At 73.6% G+C, this 21,711-nt stretch carries 19 protein-coding genes and 1 other RNA gene; 10 read left to right on the plus strand and 10 right to left on the minus strand.

The window, feature by feature from the left end:
* The first annotated feature begins 179 nt into the window (after nucleotides 1-179).
* The 3 genes from CG736_RS10140 to CG736_RS10150 are packed head-to-tail and all read left to right on the plus strand — an operon-like array spanning nucleotide 180 to nucleotide 2,963.
* Entirely contained in the window at nucleotides 180-1,031 is an 852-nt protein-coding gene (locus CG736_RS10140; RefSeq protein WP_100586017.1) for a Nif3-like dinuclear metal center hexameric protein, read from the plus strand.
* 34 nt (nucleotides 1,032-1,065) lie between these two features.
* Nucleotides 1,066-1,809: a zinc ribbon domain-containing protein gene (locus CG736_RS10145; RefSeq protein WP_100585844.1), complete on the plus strand. Its 744-nt coding sequence runs from the start codon at nucleotides 1,066-1,068 to the stop codon at nucleotides 1,807-1,809.
* A 5-nt stretch (nucleotides 1,810-1,814) separates the two neighbouring features.
* Nucleotides 1,815-2,963, plus strand: a complete 1,149-nt coding sequence (locus CG736_RS10150; protein WP_100585845.1) for a bifunctional RNase H/acid phosphatase — start codon at nucleotides 1,815-1,817, stop codon at nucleotides 2,961-2,963.
* Nucleotides 2,964-2,984: 21 nt separating this feature from the next.
* On the opposite strand, the gene yaaA is transcribed toward CG736_RS10150, so the two are convergent.
* Together yaaA and CG736_RS10160 are read right to left on the minus strand one after the other, a co-directional pair.
* The gene (gene yaaA / locus CG736_RS10155) at nucleotides 2,985-3,785 is read right to left on the minus strand and encodes a peroxide stress protein YaaA (protein ID WP_100585846.1); all 801 of its coding nucleotides are present in this window, start codon (nucleotides 3,783-3,785) and stop codon (nucleotides 2,985-2,987) included.
* A gap of 1,289 nt (nucleotides 3,786-5,074) precedes the next feature.
* Nucleotides 5,075-5,479, minus strand: a complete 405-nt coding sequence (locus tag CG736_RS10160) for a DUF3995 domain-containing protein (protein ID WP_157815504.1) — start codon at nucleotides 5,477-5,479, stop codon at nucleotides 5,075-5,077.
* 210 nt (nucleotides 5,480-5,689) lie between these two features.
* Here CG736_RS10160 and CG736_RS10165 point away from each other — a divergent pair, with 210 nt between their 5' ends.
* From CG736_RS10165 to rnpB, 3 genes are all read left to right on the plus strand, one after another.
* Entirely contained in the window at nucleotides 5,690-7,189 is a 1,500-nt protein-coding gene (locus CG736_RS10165; protein ID WP_100585848.1) for an RNB domain-containing ribonuclease, read from the plus strand.
* The gene (locus tag CG736_RS10170; protein WP_100585849.1) at nucleotides 7,186-8,649 is read left to right on the plus strand and encodes an MFS transporter; all 1,464 of its coding nucleotides are present in this window, start codon (nucleotides 7,186-7,188) and stop codon (nucleotides 8,647-8,649) included. Before CG736_RS10165 ends, CG736_RS10170 begins: the two co-directional genes overlap by 4 nt.
* 13 nt (nucleotides 8,650-8,662) lie before the next feature.
* An RNA gene (rnpB, locus tag CG736_RS10175) (RNase P RNA component class A) lies at nucleotides 8,663-9,065 on the plus strand.
* Between the two features lie 94 nt (nucleotides 9,066-9,159).
* Here the strand turns inward: rnpB and CG736_RS10180 are convergent.
* From CG736_RS10180 to CG736_RS10200, 5 genes are all read right to left on the minus strand, one after another.
* Nucleotides 9,160-10,545 (minus strand): ABC transporter substrate-binding protein, encoded by a 1,386-nt coding sequence (locus tag CG736_RS10180; RefSeq protein ID WP_100585850.1) that lies wholly within the window; start codon nucleotides 10,543-10,545, stop codon nucleotides 9,160-9,162.
* 67 nt (nucleotides 10,546-10,612) lie between these two features.
* Nucleotides 10,613-11,497, minus strand: coding sequence for a carbohydrate ABC transporter permease (locus CG736_RS10185; RefSeq protein WP_100585851.1), 885 nt, complete (start codon nucleotides 11,495-11,497; stop codon nucleotides 10,613-10,615).
* Nucleotides 11,494-12,405, minus strand: a complete 912-nt coding sequence (locus tag CG736_RS10190; protein ID WP_100585852.1) for a carbohydrate ABC transporter permease — start codon at nucleotides 12,403-12,405, stop codon at nucleotides 11,494-11,496. The genes CG736_RS10185 and CG736_RS10190 overlap by 4 nt, the downstream gene beginning before the upstream one ends.
* Nucleotides 12,406-12,701: 296 nt before the next feature.
* Nucleotides 12,702-13,337, minus strand: coding sequence for a response regulator transcription factor (locus tag CG736_RS10195; RefSeq protein WP_100585853.1), 636 nt, complete (start codon nucleotides 13,335-13,337; stop codon nucleotides 12,702-12,704).
* 55 nt (nucleotides 13,338-13,392) lie between these two features.
* Nucleotides 13,393-14,592 carry a sensor histidine kinase gene (locus CG736_RS10200; RefSeq protein WP_100585854.1) on the minus strand — a complete coding sequence of 400 codons (1,200 nt, stop codon included), beginning with the start codon at nucleotides 14,590-14,592 and terminating at the stop codon, nucleotides 13,393-13,395.
* Nucleotides 14,593-14,829: 237 nt separating this feature from the next.
* Between CG736_RS10200 and CG736_RS10205 the strand changes: the two genes are divergently transcribed.
* Nucleotides 14,830-15,387 carry a heme-binding protein gene (locus CG736_RS10205; RefSeq protein WP_100585855.1) on the plus strand — a complete coding sequence of 186 codons (558 nt, stop codon included), beginning with the start codon at nucleotides 14,830-14,832 and terminating at the stop codon, nucleotides 15,385-15,387.
* Between the two features lie 110 nt (nucleotides 15,388-15,497).
* Here the strand turns inward: CG736_RS10205 and CG736_RS10210 are convergent, their stop codons facing one another.
* On the minus strand, nucleotides 15,498-15,848 hold the full coding sequence (locus tag CG736_RS10210) for a hypothetical protein (protein WP_100585856.1): 351 nt from the start codon (nucleotides 15,846-15,848) through the stop codon (nucleotides 15,498-15,500).
* A gap of 310 nt (nucleotides 15,849-16,158) precedes the next feature.
* Here CG736_RS10210 and CG736_RS10215 point away from each other — a divergent pair, with 310 nt between their 5' ends.
* On the plus strand, nucleotides 16,159-17,904 hold the full coding sequence (locus tag CG736_RS10215) for a SpoIIE family protein phosphatase (protein WP_100585857.1): 1,746 nt from the start codon (nucleotides 16,159-16,161) through the stop codon (nucleotides 17,902-17,904).
* A gap of 15 nt (nucleotides 17,905-17,919) precedes the next feature.
* On the opposite strand, the gene CG736_RS10220 is transcribed toward CG736_RS10215, so the two are convergent.
* Nucleotides 17,920-18,939: a serine hydrolase gene (locus tag CG736_RS10220; protein WP_100585858.1), complete on the minus strand. Its 1,020-nt coding sequence runs from the start codon at nucleotides 18,937-18,939 to the stop codon at nucleotides 17,920-17,922.
* A 93-nt stretch (nucleotides 18,940-19,032) separates the two neighbouring features.
* The gene (locus tag CG736_RS10225) at nucleotides 19,033-19,431 is read right to left on the minus strand and encodes an ACT domain-containing protein (protein ID WP_100585859.1); all 399 of its coding nucleotides are present in this window, start codon (nucleotides 19,429-19,431) and stop codon (nucleotides 19,033-19,035) included.
* A gap of 290 nt (nucleotides 19,432-19,721) precedes the next feature.
* Between CG736_RS10225 and CG736_RS10230 the strand changes: the two genes are divergently transcribed.
* Both CG736_RS10230 and CG736_RS10235 read left to right on the plus strand, forming a co-directional pair.
* Nucleotides 19,722-21,335, plus strand: coding sequence for a hypothetical protein (locus CG736_RS10230; RefSeq protein WP_100585860.1), 1,614 nt, complete (start codon nucleotides 19,722-19,724; stop codon nucleotides 21,333-21,335).
* Entirely contained in the window at nucleotides 21,332-21,691 is a 360-nt protein-coding gene (locus CG736_RS10235) for a hypothetical protein (RefSeq protein WP_100585861.1), read from the plus strand. The genes CG736_RS10230 and CG736_RS10235 overlap by 4 nt, the downstream gene beginning before the upstream one ends.
* Nucleotides 21,692-21,711: the final 20 nt, after the last annotated feature.

Here is a 21,711-nt window from a genome sequence, read left to right on the forward strand (position 1 = left end):
GGGCAGGGCCCTCCGCGCTCCCACCGGCCGGTCCACCGTCCGTCGGCCCCCGGGAACGCCGTCCGCGCCCCGATCGGCCGCCCGACATCGCGTTGACGCGCAGGTGTGCGGCCCGTCCGCAGCGCGGGTGGCGGACGGGCCCGGCCGGGCGGGGCCGTGGCACGCGGTAGTCTCGACAGGTGCCGAAACTGTCCGACGTCATCGCCGTGCTCGAAGAGATCTACCCGCCGCAGTGGGCGGAGTCCTGGGACGCGGTGGGCCTGGTCTGCGGCGATCCCGAGGCCGAAGTGGGCCGGGTGATGTTCGCCGTCGACCCGGTGCAGACCGTGGTGGACGAGGCCGTCGAGTGGGGCGCCGACCTGCTGGTCACCCACCACCCGCTCTACCTGCGCGGCACCACCACGGTCGCCGCGACCGGCTTCAAGGGCCGGGTGGTGCACACCCTGATCAAGCACGACATCGCGCTGCACGTCGCGCACACCAACGCCGACCACGCCGACCCGGGCGTCTCGGACGCGCTCGCCGAGGCCGTCGGACTGAAGGTCACCGGCCCGCTGGTGGCCGACCCGACCGACCCGGCGGGCCGCCGCGGCAGCGGCCGGATCGGCGAACTCCCGCAGCCGATGACGCTGAGCGCGTTCGCCGCCCAGGTCGCCGCCGGACTCCCCGCCACCGCGGCGGGCGTCCGGGCCGCCGGCGACCCGGAGCGGCAGGTGCGCCGGGTCGCGGTCTGCGGCGGCTCCGGCGACTCCTTCCTCGCCGAGGCCCGCAAGGCCGGCGTGGACGCCTACCTCACCGCCGACCTGCGCCACCACCCCGCGTCCGAGGCCACCGAGGCGGCGCCCGTCGCCCTGGTCGACGCCGCGCACTGGGCCACCGAGTGGCCCTGGCTCACGCTCGCCGCCCGCGAGCTCACCGGCAGATTCACTTCCGGCCGCGCCGACGCCCACGATCGGCCGCTGGAGACCCGCGTCTCCACCCGGGTCACCGACCCGTGGACGGCGCACGCGCCGATGCCGTACACCCCCTGACATCCCGTCGAACCACACACAGGAGCCATCCCGCGTGAACGCCGCGCCCGCCGACCAGATCCGCCTGCTCGACCTGCAGGCCATCGACTCCCGTCTCGACCAGCTGGCCCACCGGCGCCGCACCCTGCCCGAGCACGCCGAGATCGACAAGGCCACCGCCGACCACACCGCCCTCAAGGACCTGGTGGTCGCCGCCCAGGCCCAGCTCGGCGACACCACCCGCGAGCAGACCAAGGCCGAGGCGGACGTCGAGCAGGTCCGTAGCCGCGCCGCCCGCAACCAGCAGCGGATGGACTCCGGCGCGGTCACCTCGCCGAAGGACCTGGAGAACCTCCAGCACGAGAACGCCTCGCTGGCCAAGCGCCAGGGCGACCTTGAGGACGTGGTGCTGGAGGTGATGGAGCGCCTGGAGTCCGCGCAGACCCGGGTCACCGAGCTCACCGCCCGCCTGGAGCACTCCGCCGTGGTGGTCGCCGAGGCCGAGGGCCGCCGCGACGCCAAGTTCGCCGAGATCGACGGCGAGGCGGAGAAGGTCCGCCGCGACCGCGAGGCCGTCGCCAACGTCATCCCCGCCGACCTGATGAAGGCCTACCTGCGCCTGCGCGAGCAGCAGGGCGGCGTCGGCGCGGCCCGCCTGTACCAGCGCCGCTGCGAGGGCTGCCGCACCGAGTTCTCGATCACCGAGTTCAACGCGATCAAGGCCGAGCCCACCGACAAGGTGCTCCGCTGCGAGAACTGCGGCCGGATCCTGGTCCGCACCGGCGAGTCGGGCGTCTGACCCCGGTGGCCGGAGCCCAGTTCATCGTTCAGGCCGACGGCGGCTCCCGGGGCAACCCGGGGCCGGCCGGCTACGGCGCGGTGGTCCTCGACGCCCGCACCGGCGAGATCCTGGCCGAGGCCGCCGAGTACATCGGGCGGGCGACCAACAATGTCGCCGAGTACAAGGGCCTGATCGCCGGCCTGAAGGCGGCCCGCGAACTCGACCCGGACGCCCGGATCCTGGTCGAGATGGACTCCAAACTGGTCGTCGAGCAGATGTCCGGCCGCTGGAAGATCAAGCACCCCGACATGCAGCCGCTGGCCGCCGAGGCCCGCGGCATCGCCGCCCGCGGCAACGTCGAGTACAGCTGGATCCCGCGGGAGAAGAACAAGGAGGCCGACCGGCTCGCCAACGAGGCGATGGACGCCGGCAAGCAGGGCCGCCAGTGGGAGCCCAGGCCCCGCGCCGCCGCGCCCGCCGCCGCGGTGGACGAGCCGCTGCCCGCTGCACCCGCCCCCCGGGCCGGCTGGGCCGCGCCCGCCGACCTCGGCGCCCCCACCACCCTGGTGATGCTGCGGCACGGCGAGACCCCGCTCACCCCGCTCCGGCAGTTCTCCGGCAGCACCGGCACCGACCCGGGCCTCTCCGAGAAGGGCGTCTGGCAGGCCGAACGCGCTGCCGAGGCGCTCGCCGCCCGCGGCACCGTGCAGGCCGTGGTCTCCTCGCCGATGCTCCGCACCCGGCAGACCGCCGAGGCCGCCGCCCGCCGACTCGGCCTCGACGTGCGGATCGAGGAGGGCCTGCGGGAACTCGACTTCGGCGACTGGGAAGGCCTCACCTACGCCGAGGTGATGGAACGTCACCCCGAGGACCTGGCCGCCTTCTTCGGCTCCGCCAAGGCCAAGCCCACCGGCAGCGCCGAGTCGCTCACCACCCTCGCCCACCGGGCCGGGCAGGCCCGCGACCGGATCCTCGCCCGCTACCCCGGCAAGACCGTCCTGGTGGTCTCGCACGTCAGCCCGATCAAGACCCTGGTGCGACTCGCCCTCGGCGCCCCGCCGGACGCCGTGCACCGGATGGAACTCTCCGCGGCCTCACTGTGCGCCGTCCAGTACTACAGCGACGGCAACGCGTCGCTGCGACTGCTGAACGACACCGCGCACCTGCGCTGACACCCTCGTGGTGGCGGACGGTCAGTGCACGTCCGTCACCACGACGTCCAGCTGCCACGGCTTGCGGGCCGTGCCGCGCGCCGAGACCTCCACCCGGTAGCCGAGCTGCGCCAGCGCGTCCACCAGCTCGCCCGGCGAGGACGGCTCCAGGCCCTCCGCCAGCAGGTCGCGCACCAGCCGGCCCTTGGTCGCCTTGTTGAAGTGGCTGACCACGGAACGCTTCAGCACCCCGTCCACCTCGCGCTCCTGCAGCACCCGCATCGTCACCGTCCGGCCCGCCACCTCACCGGCCGGCTTCCACGCCGCCGCGTACGCCGAACTGCGCAGATCCAGCACCAGCCCGTCCCCGGCCTCCGCCGGCAGCACGCCGTCCATCGCCGCCCGCCAGTACGCGGCGAGAGTGCCCAGCGGCGGCAGCTTCACCCCCATCGCGCAGCGGTACGGCGGAATCCGGTCGCCGATCCGCACCGCACCCCACAGGCCGGAGAACACCAGCAGCGAACGCTCCGCAAGGGCGTACGCCCGCTCGTCCAACTTCGCCAGACCCAGGTTGTCGAACAGCACCCCCGTGTACACCTCGCCGGCCGGCCGCGCCCCCGCCGTCAGCAGCCCCGCGTTCTTGGCCACCTCCCCGCGCAGCCCCTTGCTCAGCCCCAGCACCTCGGCGGCCCGCTCCTCGTCCCCCGAGCACAGCCCCACCAGCGCCGCCAGCACCTCCTGCCGCGCTGCGCCCAGCCCCGCCAACGAAAGCCCCGCCACCTCCACCGGAACCCCCGCCTCCGGCGCAGCCTTCCCCTCCGACGGCGGCAGCAGAACCAGCACGGCAACACCTTTCAACGACCCACACCGGACCCCGACAACCCTAACGACCTGCGAGCCCGCACCCCGAATCCCCGGGCGCCTGCGGCAGCCTTCTCACGAGTTCGGACGGTTGCGGGTTGCTGGGGGGTGGGCTCGTGACGGTGTGCTCGCCTGGCTGCGGCGGCTGTTGGTGGGGTTTGTGTGGCTGTGGGGCGAGGTCTGCGGGGCTGTTCGCGGTCGCGCGTCGCCCGGGGGCCGTCATCCGTGTGGTGTTCGGCACGAGTGCCTGCGGCAACCGTCGGCGGGGTTTGCGGCTGCGCCGAGGGCCTTCGGCGGGCGCCCACAGGTTCGGGCGGTTGTGTGGGTTGCCCGGGGCGGGGCACTGGCTGTGTGCTGCGTGCCTGGGGTGGATGCCGACGGGGTCTGTGCGGCTGCGCCGCGGGCGTTGCGGCACCGAATGACTGCGCCTCGCCCGGGGGTGGGCTGCCGATTGTGTGCGGTGTTCGGCATCGAGTGCCTGCGGCAGTTCTTTCGCGGGTTCGGGCGGTTGTGGGTTGCTGGGGGTGGGCTCGTGACGGTGTGCTCGCGTGGCTGCGGCGGCTGTTGGTGGGGTTTGTGTGGCTGTGGGGCGAGGTCTGCGGGGGCGGTTCGCGGATCCGGGCGGTCGCGCGTCGTACGGGGATGGGCTGTCGATCGTGTGCAGTGTCCGGCACCGGGTGCTTGCGGCAGCCTTTCCGCGGGTTCGGGCGGTCGCGCGTCGTCCAGGGGTGGGCTGTCGATCGTGTGCAGTGTCCGGCACCGGGTGCCTGCGGCGGCCGGTGGCGGGGTTTGCGGCTGCGCCGAGGGGACTTCGGCGCGCCAGCGGCGGGTTCGGGCGGTTGTGGGTTGCTCGGGGTTGGGTCACTGGCTGTGTGCTGCGGGCCTGGGACGGAGCCGACGGGGTCTGTGCGGCTGCGTCGCGCCGAATGACTGCGCCTCGCCCGGGGTGGGCCAGGGGCCGGGTGCCGGTGTTTTCGTCGTGCACAGTGCCCGTCACGGCGAGCGCTCGGGGCCATGGGCCGATGCACATGGTTCGCGGCGGTCGGTGCTTCCCACCGGACCCCTGGGCTTCGGCCCGCCTGCGCCGGCCGTCCGCAGGTCGTGTGTTGCGTGCCGTCGGCGGCCTGCGGCGGGCGGACCAGGCCACCGGACCCCTGGGCTTCGGCCCGCCTGCGCCGGCCGTCCGCAGGTCGTGTGTTGCGTGCCGTCGGCGGCCTGCGGCGGGCGGACCAGGGGCCCGTGCCGTGGTCCCCCGTCGGGCCCAGGGGGGGCTACTTTCCGCGGGCGGCGACCACTGCTGCGCCGGTGCCGAGGGCCAGGCAGAGGGGGGCGTAGAGGCGGCGGTCGAGGTGGACGAAGGCGGGGGTGCGGTGGGCGAAGGCGAGGGGGCCGGCGAGGGCGCGGGTCAGGAGGACGCCGGCGACGGTGGCGGTGCCGGTGGTGCGGAGGCGGCGGGGGCCGATCGCGGGGAGTGCTCCGCCGCGGGCGGCGACCAGGTAGGCGGCGGTGCCGAGCAGGCCGGCGACACCCAGGCAGGCCTGCGCGGAGGGGAGTTGTTCGGGGGCGACGCCGACCACCAGGTCGGCGAACCGGTCGCGGTCGCGGCACGGCCACGGCGAGCGCGACCAGACCGCGTGCAGTCCGCCCAGCGCGGCCAGTGTGCCCGCGACGGCCACCGCCGTGGCCCGCGTCCCGGGAGACAGAACCCGGCGTACAGGCCGACTCGTGTCCACTGCGCAGCACCGGCACCCCGCCGCTGCCCCCTGCCGGATGTCCGCCCGACCTGTCACGGTCTGCCCCTTCCCACGGCCAAACCCCGTGCGCCACAACCGGCTTCATGGCCGGTCCGGTGCGTCGACCACGCTACTGCGTCTTACGCTGCGACCATGCCGCGCCGACACTTCAGCGTCCGGGCCGCCCAGACCGCCAGGATCAACACCGAACTCGCCGACCTCAGAACCCGCTTGGAGATCCGTGCCGACTGGCCGCCGGAGGTGCTCGCGGAGGCCGAGCGGGCCGCCTCGCTGCCGCGGCTGCCGGAGTTCGACGCCACCGATCTCGACCTGTTCACGCTGGACCCGCCGGGCTCCCGCGACCTCGACCAGGCCATGCACCTGGCCCGTCGCGGCAGCGGCTACCGGGTGCACTACGCGATCGCCGACGTGGCGGCCTTCGTCCTCCCGGGCGGTGCGATCGACACCGAGGCCGGCCGCCGCGTCCAGACGCTGTACTTCCCGGACGGGAACGTTCCGCTGCATCCGGCCCGGCTCTCCGAGGGCGCGGCCAGCCTGCTGCCGGGCGAGCTGCGGCCCGCGCTGCTGTGGCAGCTCGACCTGGACGCGGACGGCTCGCTGGTGCTGGCGGACCTGCGCCGCGCCCAGGTCCGCTCGCGTCGGCGCCTCGACTACGCCACCGTCCAGGGCCGGATCGACGCCGGCCGCGCGGACGGGCAGCTGGCCCTGCTCGCCGAGATCGGCCGGCTCCGCGAGGCGCAGGAGCAGGCCCGTGGCGGGGTCAGCCTGCCGATCCCCGAGCAGGAGGTGACGGCCGTGAACGGCGGCTACCGGCTCGGTTACCGCGCGCCGCGCCCGGCCGACGGCTGGAACGCGCAGCTCTCGCTGCTCACCGGGATGGCCGCCGCCGAGCTGATGCTGGACGCCGGGGTCGGTCTGCTGCGCACCCTCCCCACCGCCCCGGAGTCGGCGTACGCGCGGCTGCGCCGGGTCGCCGCCGCGCTCGACGTGCCGTGGCCGGACGGGTTGCCCTACCCGCAGCTGGTCCGCTCCCTCGACCCGGCCCGCACCGCCGACGCCGCGTTCCTGAACGAGTGCACCGGCCTGTTGCGCGGCGCGGGCTACCACGCGTTCGACACCGCCCGCGGCACCGTCCCGCCGGCCGACCCGGGGCACGCCGCGCTGGCCGCCCCCTACGCGCACTGCACCGCGCCGCTGCGCCGGCTGGGCGACCGGTACGCGTTGGAGATCTGTCTGGCGGTGGCCGGCGGCGTCGATGTGCCGGGCTGGGTGCGGGACGCGCTGCCGCTGGTGCCCGGGCTGCTGGAGGGCGGTGACCGCCGGGCGCACGAGGTGGAGCGGGCCTGCGTGGACCTGGTGGAGGCGGAGCTGCTGCGCGGCCGGGAGGGCGAGGACTTCCCGGCGGTGGTGATCGACGTGGACGAGCGCCGGCCCACCGTCGGCACGGTGCAGCTGCGCCGGCCGGCGGTGGTCGCCAAGTGCGACGCGGCGGACCGGCTGCCACTGGGCCGCCGGGTGACCGTCCGGCTCACGCTGGCCGACCCGGTCACCCGGACCGTCCGGTTCGCGCTGGTGCCTGGCGCACAACCGCCTTCGAATGCGGCCGGAGCCGGTGCGATGATCGGGGAATGAGCCGATCGATCGCTGTCACCGACCGCCGTCACCGGCTTCTCGTCCTGGCCATCTGCTGTCTGAGCCTGTTCATCGTGGGCCTGGACAACACAGTGGTGAACATCGCGCTGCCCGCCATCCAGCACGACCTGGGCGCGTCCGCCTCCGGCCTGCAGTGGGTGATCGACGCCTACACGCTGGTGCTGGCCTCGCTGCTGATGCTCTCCGGCTCGATCGCCGACCGGATCGGCCGCAAGCGGGTGTTCCAGACCGGGCTGGTGCTGTTCGTGCTCGGATCGCTGCTGTGCAGCCTGGCCCCGGGCCTGGGCTGGCTGATCGCGTTCCGCGCGGTGCAGGCGGTCGGCGGGTCGATGCTCAACCCGGTGGCGATGTCGATCATCACCAACACCTTCACCGACCGGAAGGAGCGGGCGCAGGCGATCGGCGTGTGGGGCGGCGTGATCGGCGTCAGCATGGCGCTCGGGCCGCTGATCGGCGGGTTCCTGGTGGACAGCGCCGGCTGGCCGTCGATCTTCCTGATCAACATTCCGGTCGGGTTGGCGGCCTTCGTGCTGACGTACCGCCACGTCCCGGAGTCCCGGTCGCCGCGGCCCCGTCGGCTGGACCCGGTCGGGCAGCTGCTGATGGTGCTGCTGCTGGGCTGCGGCACCACCGTGATCATCGAGGGGCCGAGCCACGGCTGGACCTCGCCGGTCATCCTGGCGCTGGCCGCCGTCGCGCTGGTCGCGCTGCTGGTGTTCCCGTTCTGGGAGCGGCGGGTGCCGGACCCGCTGATCGACCCGCGGTTCTTCCGCAGCGCCCCGTTCACCGGCGCCACCGTCACCGCCGTGTGCGCGTTCGCCGCGCTGGCCGGCTTCCTGTTCCTGAACACCCTGTACCTGCAGAACGTGCGTCACTACAGCCCGGTGGTGGCGGGCCTGTGGACGCTGCCGATGGCCGGGCTGACGCTGCTGACCGCCCCGCTGTCCGGCCGGATCGTCGGCAACCGGGGCCCGCGCCTGCCGCTGCTGGTGGCCGGTGCGGCGATCGCCGCCAGCGGGGTGCTGCTGACCGGGCTGACGGCCGACTCCTCGGCGTTCCTGCTGCTGCCCGCGTACGCGCTGTTCGGTCTGGGCTTCGGCATGGTGAACGCGCCGATCACCAACTCGGCGGTCTCCGGCATGCCGCTGGCGCAGGCCGGGGTGGCCGCCGCGGTGGCCTCCACCAGTCGGCAGGTCGGCCAGTCGCTGGGCGTCGCGGTGATCGGCACGGTGGTGGCCGGCGCGGTCGCCTCGGCCGGCGACTTCACGGCGGCCTCGCACACCGGCTGGTGGATCATCGCCGGCCTGGGCCTGACGGTGTTCGCCCTCGGCCTGGTCACCACCACCCGGTGGGCGGCCGGGACGGCGGCCCTGGTGGCGGCCCGCTTCGACCGGGCGCCGGGCGGCGTACGGGGACCGTCCGTGGAGCGGCTACCATGACCATTACGGCGGACGAGCCGGCCGGGCGGTCGCGTCGGGTCCCTTCTGGGGGCCCGCCGAGGAACGTCCGGGCTCCACAGAGCAGGGTGGTGGGCAACACCCACCCGGGGTGACCCGCGGGACAGTGCCACAGAAAACAGACCGCCCACCGCTTCGGCGGCGGGTAAGGGTGAAACGGTGGTGTAAGAGACCACCAGCGACCGAGGTGACTCGGCCGGCTAGGTAAACCCCACTCGGAGCAAGGTCAAGATCGACACCCTCGGGTGTCGTGCGCGGATGTTCGAGGGCTGCTCGCCCGAATTCGCGGGTAGACCGCACGAGGCTGTCGGCAACGGCAGCCCTAGATGGATGGCCGCCTCCCCGGGCCGCGCAAGCAACCCGGGAGACAGAACCCGGCGTACAGGCCGACTCGTCCGCCGCCTTTCGCTTTCCGCGCCCGAGGGCGTGGACCGCTCTCGCGCCGAAGGGCCCGGCCGCCGTACGGCGGCCGGGCCCTTCGGCGTCAGCGGGTCAGCCCACCGAGCTGTTGTAGCTCTCGATGGCGGGCTGGAGCTCCTTGGCGGCGTCGGTCAGCGCCTGCTGGGCGGTCTTGGTGCCCGCGATGGTCTGCTCGATCGCGGTCTCCACGCCCTTGCGGGCCTGCGGCATGACGCCGAGCGCGCAGCCGGCGGTGGCCTGGGTGGGCTTGGTGCCCTTCAGCTGGTCGATCGCGGTCTGGAACTGCGGGTACTTGGCGACCCACTCCTTGTCGGCGGGCAGCTCCAGCGCCTTGGAGTTGACCGGGAAGTAGCCGGTGCCGGTGTGCCAGACGGCCTGCTGCTCGGGGGCGGTGAGGAACTTCTCGAACTCCCAGGAGGCGCGCTTCTGGGCGTCGGAGTGGCCGGGGCCGGAGATCCACAGCGAGGCGCCGCCGATGATCGGGCCGCCCTGGTCGCCGGCGGCGGTCTTCGGGAACGGCGCGGTGCCGACGGTGAACTTGGCGGCCTCGGTGTAGCCGCGCAGCACGCCGGTGGACTCCAGGTGCATGGCGACCGTGCCGGCCTTGAACGCGGCCTGCGCGTCCGGGGTCTGCCGGCCGGTGTTGGCCGCGTAGCCGCCCTTGACCAGGTCGGCCCACCACTGGACGATCTCGGCGCCCTTGGCGGAGTCGAAGGTGACCTTGCCGGCCTTGCCGGAGCGGCCGTTGTCGGAGTCGCAGTACAGCGCGCCGTTCTCGGCCAGCAGCTGCTCGACGAACCAGCCGTAGATGGCCGCGCCGAAGCCGTACCGGACGGTCTTGCCGCTGTCGTCCTTCTTGGTCAACTTCTGCGCCATCTCGCCGAGTTCGGCGAGCGTCGTCGGCGGCTTGGCCGGGTCGAGGCCGGCCTCCTTGAAGGCGTCGTCGTTCAGGTAGAGCAGCGGCATCGACGAGTTGAACGGCATCGACTGCAGCTTGCCGCCGAAGGTGTAGTAGTTGCGGATGTTCGCCTGCAGGTCGTCCAGCGAGTAGCCGTCCTTGTCGGCGAAGGCCTGCGCCGGGACGATCTGCTTGGAGTCGACCATGAAGCGGCTGCCGATGTCGTAGACCTGCACCACCGCGGGCGTGGCCTTCTGCTGCACCGAGGCCTTGTACTTGGCGATCAGGTCGTCGTAGGTGCCCTGGAACAGCGGCTTGACCTCGATCTTGCCCTGGTGCGCGGCGTTGAACTGGTTCACCAGCGCGGTCAGCGCGTCGGCGTTCTTGCCGGTCATCGAGTGCCAGAACTCGACGGTGGTCACGCCGGACGCCTGGTCCAGCGCGGAGGCGGCCGGGGCGCCGGAGTCGTCGGAGGAGCCGCCGGATCCGCTCGAACTGCAGGCGGTCAGGGCCAGGCCGGACACCAGCAGTGCGGCGAGCGCGCGGGCACTTCTCTTCACGGGTTCTCTCTCTTCTGCGAGGGTGGTACCGGGAGCGGTGTTTCGTACGAGGGAGGGTGATCCGCCGTCAGCGGACCGCGCCCGCGGTCAGACCGCGGACGATGAACCGCTGGCCGAACAGCACCAGCGCCAGCGTGGGCAGGAGCGACAGCACCACGCCGGCCAGGATCAGACCGGGGTCGGCCATCTCGGAGTCCCGCAGCGACGACAGACCGATCTGCAGGGTCTGCATGTCGGCGGTGCGGGTGATGATCAGCGGCCAGAAGTACTGGTTCCAGGAGGACAGGAACACGTAGATGGCGAGCGCGGCCAGGGCCGGCTTGTTCAGCGGCACCAGGATCCGCCACAGGAAGCGCCAGTGGCCCGCCCCGTCGATCCGGGCGGCGTCCCGCAGCTCGCCCGGGAACTGACGGAACGACTGCCGCAGCATGAACGTCCCGAACCCGGACGCCAGGAACGGCAGTACCAGGCCGAAGTAGGTGTTCCCCAGCCCCCAGCCGGACAGCGTCAGGTAGTTGGGGATGATGATGGCCTCCCACGGCACCATCAGGGTGGCCAGGAACAGGCCGAACACCACGGACCGCCCGCGCATCGGCAGGAACACGAAGGCGTACGCGGCGAGCACCGAGGTGAACAGCTGCGCCACCGTGATCAGGCCCGCCACCAGCATCGAGTTGCCGTACTGGCGCACCAGCGGGATGGCGTGCACGGCGCCGGAGAAGTTGTCCCCGGTGACCGAGTGCGGGACCATCGCCGGCGGGTAGCTGGCGATCTCGTCCGGGCGCATGAAGGCGCCGGCGAAGACGTAGTAGACCGGGAAGACGACCGTCAGCACGGCCACGGCCAGGACCGCGTAGACCCCGGCGCGGCCCAGCAGGGAGCGGAGGTGCAGCGGCCGGCGGGCGGCGCGGGCGGGATCGGCGACGGCGGGCGTCTTGGCGAGGGTGGTCATGCGTAGTGCACCTTCCGCTCCAGGACTCCGAACTGCACGGCCGTGCAGCACAGCACGACCGCCATCAGCACCACGGCCTGCGCGCTGGCGGTGCCGAAGTCGCTGGAGCCGTAGGCGAACGCCTTCTCGTAGACGGAGTACACCAGGGTGCGGGTGGCGCCGTCCGGGCCGCCCTTGGTGAGGATGTGGATCTGGCCGAAGCTCTGCAGCGCGTTCACGGTGGAGATCACCACCAGGAAGAACAGGCTGGGGCCGAGCATCGGCACGGTGATCGACCGGGCCAGCCGCAGGCCGGACGCGCCGTCCAGCCGGGCGGCCTCGGTGATCTCGCCCGGGATCGAGCCGATGCCCGCGGAGAGCACCAGCACGTTGTAGCCGAGGTTCATCCAGATCGTGGAGATCGCGATGGAGACCAGCGCGTACTGGGAGTCCGTCAGCCAGCCCACCGGGCCCAGGCCGACGTGCGACAGCAACCCGTTGAGCACCCCGCTGGCGGGGTTGTAGAAGACCGAGAAGACCACCGAGGCGCTCGCCACCGAGAACGCGAACGGCAGCGCGAAGGCGGACCGCAGCAGTCGTACGCCGCGGATCCGGCTCTCCATCAGCAGCACCAGCAGCAGCGCTCCGAGCACTCCGGGGACCACCGTGAACAGCACGAACAGCCCGGTGGTGACCAGGGTGCGGCCGAAGTCGGCGGAGGCGAACAGGTCGGTGTAGTGCTTCATCCCGACGAACCGGGAGGGCGCGCCGAACAGGTCGTTGGCGTGCGCGCTCAGGTAGAAGGTGCGCCCCAGCGGATACAGGATGAAGAGGGCGAAGACCACTACCGAGGGCAGCAGGAACGCCCAGGCGAGCCCGTGCTCGCCGAGACGGCGCCGCGGCTCGGGTGGGCTTGATGCGGTCGGCATGGTGCGCGTCCGCCTTTCATGACGTTGGTTCCGGCCAAACCGTTTCGTCCTCGGACGACGGGTCGGCGAGGAGAGGGTGAGCGGAGGGTTGCGCGCACGTTGCGCGTTCGCGTCACATCTGCCGTGCCGGGCGCCGCCACACCCGCTCCGGCCAGTTCTGCGTTCTCCGGGGCCGATGTCCCGTCAGGTCTACCGGCCGGTAGGAATACTGACTTCTGCTCACTGTGCGTGGCAAGGCTTCGGACGCGTCCGATCGATCTTCAGTTGTCCGGGAGGTGGGCCGTCGCCCGGTCCGGTCAGCGCAGCAGGCGGCGCTCCTTGGCGATCGCGACCGCGCCGGAGCGGGTGTCCACGCCGAGCTTGGCGTAGATCCGGCCGAGGTGGGTCTTCACGGTCGCCTCGCTGATGAACAGCGCCCGGGCGATCTCCCGGTTGCCCAGGCCGTGGCCGAGCTGGTCGAGGATGTCCTGTTCACGGTCGGTGAGTTGGGGCAGGGGGGAGCGCATCCGGGCCATCACCCGGGACGCCACTGGCGGGGACAGCGCCGGCCGGCCCGCCGCGGCCGAGCGGATCGCGGCGAACAGCTCGGCCGGTCGCTCCGCCTTCAGCAGGTAGCCCGTCGCGCCCGCGTTGATGGCCCGGCTGATGTCGGCGTCGGTGTCGAAGGTGGTCAGCACCAGCACGTGGCTGTCGCCCGGCCCGGCCAGGATCCGCCGGGTGGCCTCCACCCCGTCCATGCCGTCGCCGAGTTGAAGGTCCATCAGCACCACGTCGGGCTGAATGCGGGCGGTCAGCGCCACGGCCTCCTCGCCGGTGCTGGCCTCGCCGACCACCTCGATCGCGCCGTCGCTGGAGAGCAGCGCCAGCAGCCCGGCCCGGACCATCGCGTGGTCGTCGCAGATGAGCAGTCTGACCCGGTCGTCGTCGTTCATGGACCCTCCTGCGGCGGTGGTGCGGCGGTGCGGCGTGGTGCGGGGCGGCGTGCTGTCAGCGGACCTCCGGGGGGCTCTCCAGCGGGACGGCCGCCGAGACCACGGTGCCCTCGCCCGGGGCCGACTCGACGGTGAGCGTGCCACCCAACTGTCTCAGGCGGGCCCGCATCGCCGGCAGCCCGTGGCCGCGCCCGCCGCCCGGGACGGCCGGGTCGCGCCCGGCGGGGCCGCCGGGGGACGGGGTGAAGCCGCGGCCGTCGTCCGCGACGTCGAGCACCGCCTGGTCGCCCAGGTAGGAGAGCGTGATCGAGGCGCGGTGGGCCCGGGCGTGCTCCCGGACGTTGGCCAGCGCGCCCTGGGCGATCCGCAGCAGCGCGGACTGCGCGGCGGCCGGCATCGGCACCGGGCTGCCGTCCAGCTGGAAGCGGACCGGCAGGCCGCTCTCCGCCGCCTCCCGCTCGGCCAGGGCGGCCAGCGCGGCCTCCAGGGTGCCCTGCTCGGCGAGGTCGGCCGGGGCGAGGTCGTGCACGAAGCGGCGGGCCTCGGCGAGGTTCCGGGCGGTGATCGCGGCGGCCGTCCGGACGTGGCCGCGGGCGGCCGCCGCGTCCTGCTCCCAGGCGAGATCGGCGGCCTGCAGCAGCATCTGCTGGCTGGACAGGCCCTGGGCGAGGGTGTCGTGGATCTCGACGGACAGCCGCTCGCGCTCGGACAGCGCGCCCTGCCGGCGCTCCACCGCGGCCAGCTCCCGCCGGGCCCGGATCAGGTCGACGATCAGCTTCCGCTGCCGGGCGCCCTGCCGCTGCATGTACAGGAACACCGCGGTGGCCAGCGCGGCGACCGCCGGCGGCAGCAGCACCAGCGTCGGATCGGCGCCCGGCAATCGGGCCTGGGCCACCATGACCAGCGCGGTGAGCACCGTCACCAGCGGGATCGCCGCCCGGGGCGGGAACGCCCGCAGCACCGTGTACACCAGCGGGACGGCGCACCAGGCGAAGCTCGGCGCCATCAGCACCAGCACCGCCCACGAGCCCAGCACCGCCGCCAGCCAGGCCGGCCGGCGCTCGGAGAGGCCGGACAGGTGCCCTGCGGCGAGGGCGACGCTCAGCGCGATCACCCACGGCGTCAGCGGGCTGGCGAGGTGGTGCGTCAGGTAGCGCGTCAGCGAGGTGCCGAGCAGCAGGACGAAGACCAGCCGCATGACGGCGGAGAGCCAGCCGGCGTCCGGGTCGGCCGCCCGGGACAGGGGGTGGCGCATCAGGGCCGGCCTCCTTTCGCACGCGGTCGGCGCCCGCCGGCGGATGCCGGCACTTGGATGGTGCCCGCGGATCGCGGGGCGTACATCAACCGATCGGCTGACACGGTTGTCGTCCATCCTGCTCCGCCGGTCCAGCCGGTTCGCCGATCCGTGGCGGGGGTCCGGCCGCGAACCATGGAGAGCGACGCCGGAGCACCCCAGCAGTCCGGCGCCCAACCACCGATCCAGGAGCCGAAGATGAAGAAGCTGAGCACTCGTACCCGCGTTGTCACCGGCGCCGTCGCGGTGGCCGCGGTCGGGGCGAGCGTGGTCGGCGCCGTCTCCGCCAGCGCCGAGACGCCGAACGTGGCCCCCGCCACCGCCGCCTCGTCGGACGTCCAGAACAAGAACACCTTCGAGACCTCGCACCTGACGGTCGAGGCCGCCACCAAGGCCGCCCAGGCCAGCCTGGACGCCGCGGCGAAGGCCGGGCAGAAGATCTCCGTCGCGGTCGTCGACCGGAACGGCAACGTGATCGTCGAGCTGCGCGGCGACGGCGCCGGCCCGCAGTCCTTCGAGTCCGCCGAGCGCAAGGCCTACACCGCGGTGTCCTGGAACGCGCCGACCTCCGAGCTGGTCAAGCGCCTCGCCCAGGCCCCGAACCTGAAGGACATCCCCGGCACGCTGTTCCTCGGCGGCGGCGCCCCGGTCCAGCTGAAGGGCGCCCCGATCGCGGCCGTCGGCGTGGCCGGCGCCCCCAGCGCCGACCAGGACGAGCAGTTCGCCCAGGCCGGTGTCGCCGCGCTGAACAAGTGACGCCCGGCCGGCGGCAGGGCTGAGCCGGTGGCGCGCTCCCGGGAGGAGCGGGCCACCGGCTCCGGCCGTTGTACCGCGGTGCGAGGGTTCGGACCTCGCGCTGCGGCGGTTCAGGCCTCGTGATAGGCGCACAGCGCCCAGATGATGAAGACGTCCAGCGCGATCACCACCACTGACCACAGCGGGTAGTAGGGGATGGCGAGGAAGGAGTCCACCACGCTCACCGAGGCGATGACGATACCGGCGATCCGGGCCCACGCCAGGCCTCTGATCACGAACAGGCCGGTCAGCGCGACCAGCGCGCCGACCACCACGTGGATCCAACCCCATGAGGTCAGGTCGAACTTGAAGACGTAGTTGGGGGTGGTGACGAAGATGTCGTCCCGCGCGACCGCCATGATCCCGCGGAACAACTCCAAGAGACCGGTCACCAGCATCAGCACACCGGCGAACAGCACCATCCCGGGCACCCAGGGATTGTGCCCCGGCGCCGGTGAACCGCGTGACCCGGGCGGTGCCGGGGTCGGGCCGACGGACGAGCTCATGGGACCTCCTTGGCCGAAGTGGACCTGTGTCGACCCTCGGCCCGTCCACCCGCCGGGGCACACCGGACGACCCCGTTCGGGTGACCTTCCCGACGCCCGCGCACCCTTCGCGAACCCGCCCGCGACAGCCCCGGCACGGCCCCGCCGCGTACCGGATCGCCCCGGCCCCCCGCGCTGTGTTTACTGGTCACAGTGCCCGGGCGCCCGGCGAGGAGGTGCCGCAGCCATGGCCGACACCCGCTGGAACGACCTGCCGCAGCCGCTGCGCCGACTGCTGGACGGCACGCCCGCCGCCGTCGCCGTCCTCGACACCCGGCTGCGCTTCCGCTACGTCAACCCGGCACTGGCCGTGATGAACGGCCTCCCCGTCGAGAGCCACCTCGGCCGCACCGTCGGCGAACTGCTGCCCGGCTTCGACGCCCGCGAGGACCTGCTGCGCGCCGTGCTCGCCGACGGCCGCCCCCGCGAGATCATCTCCAGCGGCCACACCCGGGCCGGCTCCCCGCAGCACCTCCGGCACTGGCACGGCGCCTACCACCGGCTGGAGGAGGACGGGCGGCCCGTCGGACTGGTCGGCATCCTGCTGGAGGTCACCGCCGCCCACCGGCAGCAGCACGAACTCGAACAGGCCCGGGCCCGGCTCGCCCTGCTCGACCAGGCCGCCACCCGGATCGGCACCACCCTCGACGTCGAGACCACCTGCGGGGAGCTCGCCGCCTTCCTGACCGACCACCTCGCCGACGCCACCACCGTCGAACTGCTCCCGCACCTCGACAGCCGGCACGCCCGCCCGCTCCCCGACGGCGGCCGCCGGCTGCTGCGCACCGCGATCGCCGCCAAGCCCCAGCTGCTGGAGCAGGTCCGCCAGGTCGGCGAGCGCGGCGAGTACGTCGACTACCGGCCCGAATCCGCCGTGCCGCGCTGCCTGGCCGAGGGCCGGCCGGTGATCGAGAACCTGCTGACCGAGGCCGACCTGCGCCGCACCGCCCCCAATCCGGAGCGGATCGCCGACATCCGGGCGATCGACATCCACTCCGGCATGGTGGTGCCGCTCACCGCCCGCGGCCACCGGATCGGCACCGTCACCCTGCTGCGCGCCGACCCCTCCCCGGGCTTCGACGAGGACGACGCGGTCGCCGCCCAGGACCTCGCGGTGCGCGCCGCCATCACCCTCGACAACGCCCGCCGCTACAGCCGCGAACACGCGGTCGCCGTCGACCTGCAGCGCGCCATGCTCGCCGAACCCGGCACCCCGCACCCCGACCTCACCGTCGCCTTCCGCTACCGCCCGGCCGGCACCGGCGCCCTGGTCGGCGGCGACTGGTACGAGACGGTGGCGCTGCCCGACGGCCGCACCGTGCTGGCCATCGGCGACGTGATGGGCCACGGCATCGAGGCCGCCGCCCACATGAGCCACTACCAGGCGATGCTGCGCGCGATGGCGCTGCTGGAGCCGACCGCCGACCGCCTGCTGGCGCGGATGGACGGCCTGGCCGGCGACGTGCACGACTACCGCCCCTCCACCTGCCTGGCGGTGTACGCCGAACCCGCCCGCGGCCGCTACTGCTTCGCCAGCGCCGGCAACCTGCCGCCCGCCGTGGTCCGCCCGAACGGCGAGGTGGCGCTGCTGCCGGTGGAGCCTGGCCCGCCGCTCGGCACCGGGCAGAACGGCTACGTGCCGAGCATCGCGGTGCTGCCGCCCGACCACACCCTGCTGCTGTTCACCGACGGCCTGGTCGAGCGTCGGGGCGAGGACATCGACCGCTCGCTGGAGCGGCTCACCGCCCGGCGGCTGCCCGCCGGGGCCGGACCGGACCGGCTGCTGGACGCGGTGCTGGCCGGCGCCCCCGACCCGGCCGAGGACGACATCGCGCTGCTGGCCGCCGCCCCCGCCCGGCCGCGGCCGGGCCAGGTCCGCAGCCGGGAGGTGCTGACGGTGCTGACCGGCGGCCGCTGGCAGCCGCTGCGCTGAGCGCCGCGGCGGCGCTCAGCCGGTGAGCGTGCGCAGCGCGAGGGTGCGCAGGTCGGCCAGCCGGGCCCGGTCCCAGCCGTGGTAGACGGCGTTGGTGCAGAGCACCACGTAGCGGCCGGTGGCCGGGGCCAGGAAGAGGCTGGTCCCGGTGAAGCCGTGGTGGTAGGCCGCCCCGCCGTCGTCGGTGACCAGCCAGGCGAGGCCGCGGTGCAGGCCGGGTTCGACGGCGGCGCGCGGGCGGCGGCTCTCGGCGAACCAGTCGGCCAGCGGGCTCGCCCCGGTCAGCAGGTGTTCGGCGTAGGCGGCGAGGTCGTCGGCGCAGGAGAACACCCCGGCGTGGCCGGCCACCCCGCCGAGCAGGGCGGCGCTGGGGTCGTGCGGGGCGCCCCAGGTGCGGGGTGCGTCGCGCAGCCGCTGTTCGGTCGGGGCGAGCTGCGGGTCGCGGGGCAGCGGCCCGTAGGCGGTGCGGGTCAGGCCGAGCTCGCGCCACAGGTCCTCGGCGAGCAGGTGCAGGGGGCGCCCGAGGACGGCGGGCAGCAGCAGGCCGAGCAGGATGAAGCCGCGGTCGATGTAGCGGTGCCGGCTGCCGGGCGGGCTCACCAGCGGCTCCGCGCACAGGTGCTCGATCAGCGGCCGGCCGGAGTGCTCGTAGCGGGCCAGTCCGGTCTTCGGGAGCAGCCCGGAGGTGTGGGTGAGTAGCTGTCGAACGGTCAGGTCGCCGCCGGGGGACGGAAGTTCGGGCAGTGCCGCGCGCAGCGGCGCGTCCAGGTCGAGCAGGCCGGTGCGGACGGCGGCGCCGACCAGCGGCCAGGTGGCGAGCACCTTGGTGAGCGAGGCGAGGTCGTAGCGGGTGCGCGGGCCGGGCCGGGCGTCGCCGCACTCGGGGGCGACCAGGCCGTGGCCGACGGTGACCCGGTCGCCTCCCGCCCGACCGACCGTCAGCACGCCGCCGGGGAACAGCCCGCCGTCCACGGCCTCGGCGAGGGCGGCGCCGAGGTCGGCGGCGGTGGCGGCGGTCCAAACGGAGTCCTGCACGGCGTCCCTCTCGTCCCGGCCGGTGTTGGCGTCCGTTCGGATTCTCGCCCGTGCCGGACGCCGGACGCCGGAAACCGGGCTGCCGGCGAGGCGTCAGGCGTGTTGTGCGCCTAGGGCGTCGAGAGCGGCCAGGGCCCGGTCGGCGTCGGCGGCCGGGACGAACAGGTGGTCGTGGTGGAAGCCGGCCACCACGTTGCAGCTGATGCCGTGTTCGGCGAGCGCGGTGGCGACGGCGGCGGTCAGGCCGACGGCGTCCAGCGCGGAGTGCACCCGCAGGGTGATCCAGGCGGCGGTGAACGCGTGCGGCAGGCCGAGCGAGTCGGCCTCCTCCTCAAGGACGACGAACGTGACGCCCTCGGGTTCGGCCACCGTGACGACCGGCCGCAGCCCGGCGGGCACCCGGCCCGGCAGCGTGCAGTACACGTAGCGGCCGGGGTTGAGGACGGGGCTCAAGCCGGAGAGCAGCTGTCGAAGATCGCGTTCGCCTGCCATGGCCGTCACCGTAGTGGCTCCGGGCGACGACCGGGGCGCTGCGGGGGCGTGTCGGGGCGGCCGGAACTTTCGGCCGGAGGCGCCGTCGCCCGGAGCGGGCTCGTGTGCGCCGGCTCGCGCGCCGGTGCCGGCGAGCTGTGCGCCGGGCGGCTCCGACCCTCCGGGAGAATCGTCAACTCCCTTCATGGGTAAGGTTTTTGTTTGCTCCGCGCGGACGGTGGTACCACCTCTGTGGTGAGTTCTGTCGCGTGCTGTGTTCTGTGCCGCAGGTAGTGCTCAAGGGGGGTGACATGACCACGGACCCGAACAACAAGGCGCCCGGGAACGCCGTGCCGCCGATGAAGCCCACGTTCGCGCCGCCCGATCCGCCGGCCGCCGCTGCGGCGGGGCCTCCGTCCAGCACCTGGGCGGTCGCTCCCCAGGCCCCGCTCCGGCCGCCTCCGCGGTCGGCGGCGGACGCCACCCGCTACCTGTGCGTCGCCGTCCAGCTGGACAGCAAGCTGTGCGACCGGGCCATCGAGTCCGTGCTCAAGGAGCCGCACCGCACCGTCGCGTTCTCGCCCGGCGTCGACCTGGTCTGCGTGCTGCGGTACGCGATCGCCGCGCAGGTCCGGCAGGCCGCCACCCGGGCCCTGCTCACACTCGTCGCGCTCGGCGTGGTGGCCGCCTTCGCCTTCCAGTCCTTCCCGGACAGCGCGGAGACCGTCCTGCCGGTGCCGCTGCCACCGCTCGTCGTCCCCCTGCTCTGCGTGGCCTGGGGGATCGTGCTGGCCGAACGGCTCATCACGTTCTACGGCGTGCTGAGGGCCAAGCTGAGCCGGGACGCCTTCGACCCGGCCCGGGCTCCCCGTGGCGATCCGCACGAGGAGAAGCTGCTGGGCCAGGTCGCCGCCGAGGAGCGGAAGGGGAACGTCTCGGTCTTCTCGGGCTTCGAACCGTTCCTCGGCTACGGCAGGCTCGTCTCCCCGTGGAACTTCACCATCGCCGTGGACCGGCCCGACGAGCAGTCCGATCACGTCGTCCCGTTCACCCTCCAGGAGTTGACCGCCGAAGTCACCGGCGCGCTCCAGGCCCTCGGGCTGCCCGGCGTGGCGGTCTCCGAGCGGGTCTTCGTGAACGGCGCCGACCTGGCCCAGGGGCTGGACCCCGCGCTCCGCCGGCTGCTGCTTCCCCAACCGGACGGCAGGCCGCGGACGGAGCTGCGCCCGGACGTGCTCGACCGGCTGCGGGAGGACGGCTCGGGACGGGCCCGCCCCTACCTGGTCACCACGGTCTCCGGGTGGAGCGGCGAACTGGTGGCCGGCTCCGTGGTCCGGTTCTCGCTGAGCGCGGCCCGGGACCTGCTCTTCGTCGAGGGCGGCACCACGCTGCTCCCCCCGATCCACCACCGGTGCCACCAGGTCGACCACCTGCTCGACCACCCCACCTGGCGGCAACTGCTCGCCCTCGTCGCCTCCTCGGCCGGCGCCGTGCCGCGCGGACTGCTCGTCAGCCCGTTCAAGACGCTCGAACTGCTGGTCGGCGGCCTGACCGACCGTCAGAAGAAGAAGGAACAACTGCGCCTGATCGCCCTCGGGGCCTTCAACCACGGCGCCGAGCTGAGCATTCGGGAGGCGGCGGCCGAACCCAGGTTCCACCGGTACTTCCAGCAGGTCGACAGCCAGATGTACACCAAGATCGTCGAACGGCGCGCCCTGGACACGCTCACCGACTTCCTGGCCGACCGGCAGGTCGACGTCTCCGAACTCCGGGAGCGCCGGAGCGTGATCTACAACGGCGGCGTCTTCGCCTCCGACAACGCCAACGTCAGCTTCGTCAACTCCCCGGTGGCCGCCGGTGCCGGCAGCAGACTCGTGCGCCTGGCAGAACGCGCCTCGGGCAGCAGAAGGAAGGAAGGCCGATGACCGAGGACCGGCGTATCACCGGCGGACTCCACATCAGCGGCAACGCCCAGGTCACCATCAGCGGCGGCGCGATCGCCGCGGGCCAGGACTCCTCCGCGACCGTCCACACCTCGGCGGTGGACGAGGAGGCCGTCGTCCGTCGGGTGCTCGCCCTCGTCGAGCAGCTGCGGCAGAGCCCCGACCCCGACGCGGTCCGGGCGGCGGAGGACCTCCAGCAGGTGGTGGCCGAGCCCGTGCGGCGCTGGGACCAGGTCCTGCGCTTCCTCTCCCGGGCCGGGCAGGGCGTGGCCGCCACCACCGCGATCGCCGCCGAGATCCAGGGCCTGGACGAGGCGGTCAGGGCACTGCTGCCCTGACGCCCGAAGCACCGCCGACA

Source organism: Kitasatospora sp. CB02891 (assembly GCF_002803145.1).
In the GTDB taxonomy this organism is placed as follows: Bacteria; Actinomycetota; Actinomycetes; order Streptomycetales; family Streptomycetaceae; genus Kitasatospora; species Kitasatospora griseola.